The 3,081-nt window shown below is 49.0% G+C and carries 2 protein-coding genes and 1 pseudogene; 1 reads left to right on the forward strand and 2 read right to left on the reverse strand.

The window, feature by feature from the left end:
- The coding region (locus AAIR21_RS27425; RefSeq protein ID WP_434682769.1) for a helix-turn-helix domain-containing protein at positions 1–439 on the forward strand (439 nt) is incomplete at its 5' end.
- A 304-nt stretch (positions 440–743) separates the two neighbouring features.
- Here AAIR21_RS27425 and AAIR21_RS27430 read toward each other — a convergent pair.
- Positions 744–1,055: pseudogene (locus AAIR21_RS27430) on the reverse strand (hypothetical protein); the annotation flags it as partial.
- Positions 1,056–1,891: 836 nt separating this feature from the next.
- Positions 1,892–2,389, reverse strand: coding sequence for an outer membrane beta-barrel protein (locus AAIR21_RS27435; protein WP_434682770.1), 498 nt, complete (start codon positions 2,387–2,389; stop codon positions 1,892–1,894).
- Positions 2,390–3,081 lie beyond the last annotated feature (692 nt).

Here is a 3,081-nt window from a genome sequence, read left to right on the forward strand (position 1 = left end):
AACCCGCACGCCCCAGTTGATCGCCAACCTGCGCAACGAGCTACAGCTTAACCAGAAAGAGGCGCTCTTCAACGGGAAGCGCTTTGTCTGCGTCTGGAGTTTGCGCTCCGATCTCAGTGCGATACCGGACGAGTTTCAGTACCGTATGGTCACTCGCATCCGGCGTCTGGATCCCACTGGTGTAACGGCCTCGCCTTATCAGCAGATTGCGAAAGACGTGAAAGCGCCACGCGAACGCCTCAGGCTGGCGCTGGAAAGCGGTCTACAGGTAACCGCACTCGACGGGATGTTCTGGTTTGGCATTCAGCGGATCGCCGCCGATGTACTGCGGTTACGCAAATCAGGTATGGCTATCGCAACATCCGAAACAGAGGTCTCCGATAACCTCACCGGTACGATCCGCCGGATCCCGGTTTATCGGCTTACAGTCGGTGGGTGACTTTTTGGTACTTGCTTTATGCCACCTGTCTGCCGGAACGTGTCAATGTTGTGGTGGATCCCACTAGCGTCGGGGTGAAACAGCGGTAAATTCAACGAAGGATTTGCTTAAAAAACCACGAGCCACGGTGGCTGACCAACGGCTTACCTGGAAGCACCAGGCACCGCAACACGTTGATGGAGCTGTAAAATATTAATGCGTAGCGGTTGGCCTGAAATTATGTCATTCATTCCATCCGCAGACACGGTGTTACGGTCCGGTGATGACGATTGCATATTCGCACGGTGATCGATCGCCAATTCGTTCTGGCGTGTTTTAACCCCATAGTGGACGCTTTCGACGCCATGGCGTCAATTTTTTGCTCTGTGTCGGAGCGTAAACGGTAATCATTTTTACCAAACAGGATTTTGTCGGAGAGACAGAGCGACCAGTCGCCATTCAGCTCACTGAAGCCGTAAGACCGCATGGTGGCGATTTGTTCAGCCGTAAATTTACCCTGTGGGCGTATCTGACAACCCGTCAGAACGATCGCGGCCAGTAATTCCGGGGAGAGGTAGAGAGGTAGAGAGGTAGAGAGGTAGAGAGGTAGAGAGGTAGCATAGATGATGAATGACATTATTGTATTGTGGGGAGCGCATTATTACAGTCGGTTTTTCTCCATGCAATATGATAATTTATTTCCTGAGGTTTTTTTGTTAGAATACTCCGGTTAGTTACCATCCGTAATTATCATCAAATACAACGAAAAATTGCATTTTCCGGTGAAAATAAAAAAAGTCAGTGTATCTCCATACGGGCAGCGCCAATGATTTTAGTCTTAATGAGGAAATAACGCAGACTGAGTCTGTGAACGGAAGATAGCAGATAAAAACATAAAATAATCGTTCTGCGATGTTCATCAAAAAATTATTGTACAGGCAAATGCACGGGAAATTGTGAGCCCATCGCCATCAGTGATGAGTCATCGATTTTCCGGGGCAAAACGCCCGTTGCACCCGGTATGCATCTCCTGAAGACGTTGCCGGACTGCGTTTAATAAATGACGAAGTTCCTCCTCCTCCCGACTGGAGGGGGACTCAAAAATCTGGTGGGCAAAGTTGACTGCATTTAGCGCGTTAGTCAGGTCGTCATTACTCATTCTTTTTTCCGCCAGAAGGGTTGTGGATGAATATTATTTTAAATAACCGCCAGGATTATATCTGATATGAATCTTGTTATTCTCCCAGACTCATGAGTAAAAAGAAAACAGATGTCACCATCAGTAAAATAAATAAACCAACAACACCGGCAATTAAAAGGTCGTGTAACATGGTCACTGTCCTGTCGTATGCTGATGAATCCTCTCGGGGGATGCTGTTTACATTCTGTCAGTACTTAACATCTGGCGATGCTGTTCAGCCCGAAGCCTGCGTATTGGGACAAACGGCTTCGGGCATCACGCTGACATCACCGTCAGAAACGGTAACCTACCCCGAGGTTCCAGCCGTTGGTGTCCAGACTGCCGCTGGTGTGGTCGCTGCTGAAATCTGAACCTTCATAGCCCACGGTGATATTGATGTCCTCGCGCGGTGTGATCTGGAATCCGGCACCGTAGCCGTAACCCCATTTAGTGCCCAGTGCATCTTCATGGAAGAACGCTGGCCCCACCTGAGCGTACAGACCCAGTATGTCGCTAATCTGATACGACGGGCCGGTCAGCAGGGAAACAAGATTGGATTCACCATTGTCACCGCCGTCTTTCATGGTCCATGAGGCCGAAGTGTTCAGCCCCCAGTTATCCGCGAAGGAATGGTTGTCCCCCAGACGAAAGCCGTGCAGGGTACCTGCGCGGTCACTGTGCTGCTGGGCATAGCCCAGGGACACTATGTCGTTCCCATCCATGGCCGCCATCGCCGGATGTACTGCGGTGAGACCGGCCAGCAATGGCAGGGTGAACATCAGTTTTTTCATAATCCTGGTCCTTATTCATCAGTGCGTTACAATCTATTAACAGATAAGCAATGGGCACGGGAGGTATGGTTTGTCCAGATACCGTGTCATTTTCTGCGGTCATGTCACCGGGCAGTGCGTTGCAGACGCGCCCGACGTTCGCGTAATGTCGGACCGGGATAAATGCGTATTCCGCTCTGATCGATCATGTTTTCGCGTGGAACGTCGATCAGCGATTCGTTTCCCAGCGATATTCCCGGCGCTGAGAAATCTCCCCTGGTTCACTCCAGAGATGTCGTTGTGTGGGCAGGACGATGACGTTAAAACCGTCGTGACAAAGGTGTTTTCGTGATGTAAATCACAATTAACTGTAATTCACATTTGGTTGCAAAAACATAACGTGATGCCGTAAATGATAATACGATTAATTACGGGCCTTAATTGCCTGGATTTTATTCTGATTTCACCACAAAAATCATAGCGACGACAAACGGGAGGCTGGTTACAGCAAGATGCATTCCCTCCGGCTGGTTAACAAATATACCAAATAAACAGAATGAAATAATATTCCGCACGTATAGCTTAAAGCAGAGAAATCCACTGTCGATTTGATTTCCTCCCTCCCCCATTCCTAGTATCCGGGCTTCTCTAATCATTCAATCATTCTCAAATAACGCGAAGGATGTGCCATGAGCAGCTATCAGTCGGAAATA

This window comes from Enterobacter sp. PTB (genome assembly GCF_051130085.1).
GTDB classification, from domain to species: Bacteria; Pseudomonadota; Gammaproteobacteria; order Enterobacterales; family Enterobacteriaceae; genus Enterobacter; species Enterobacter ludwigii.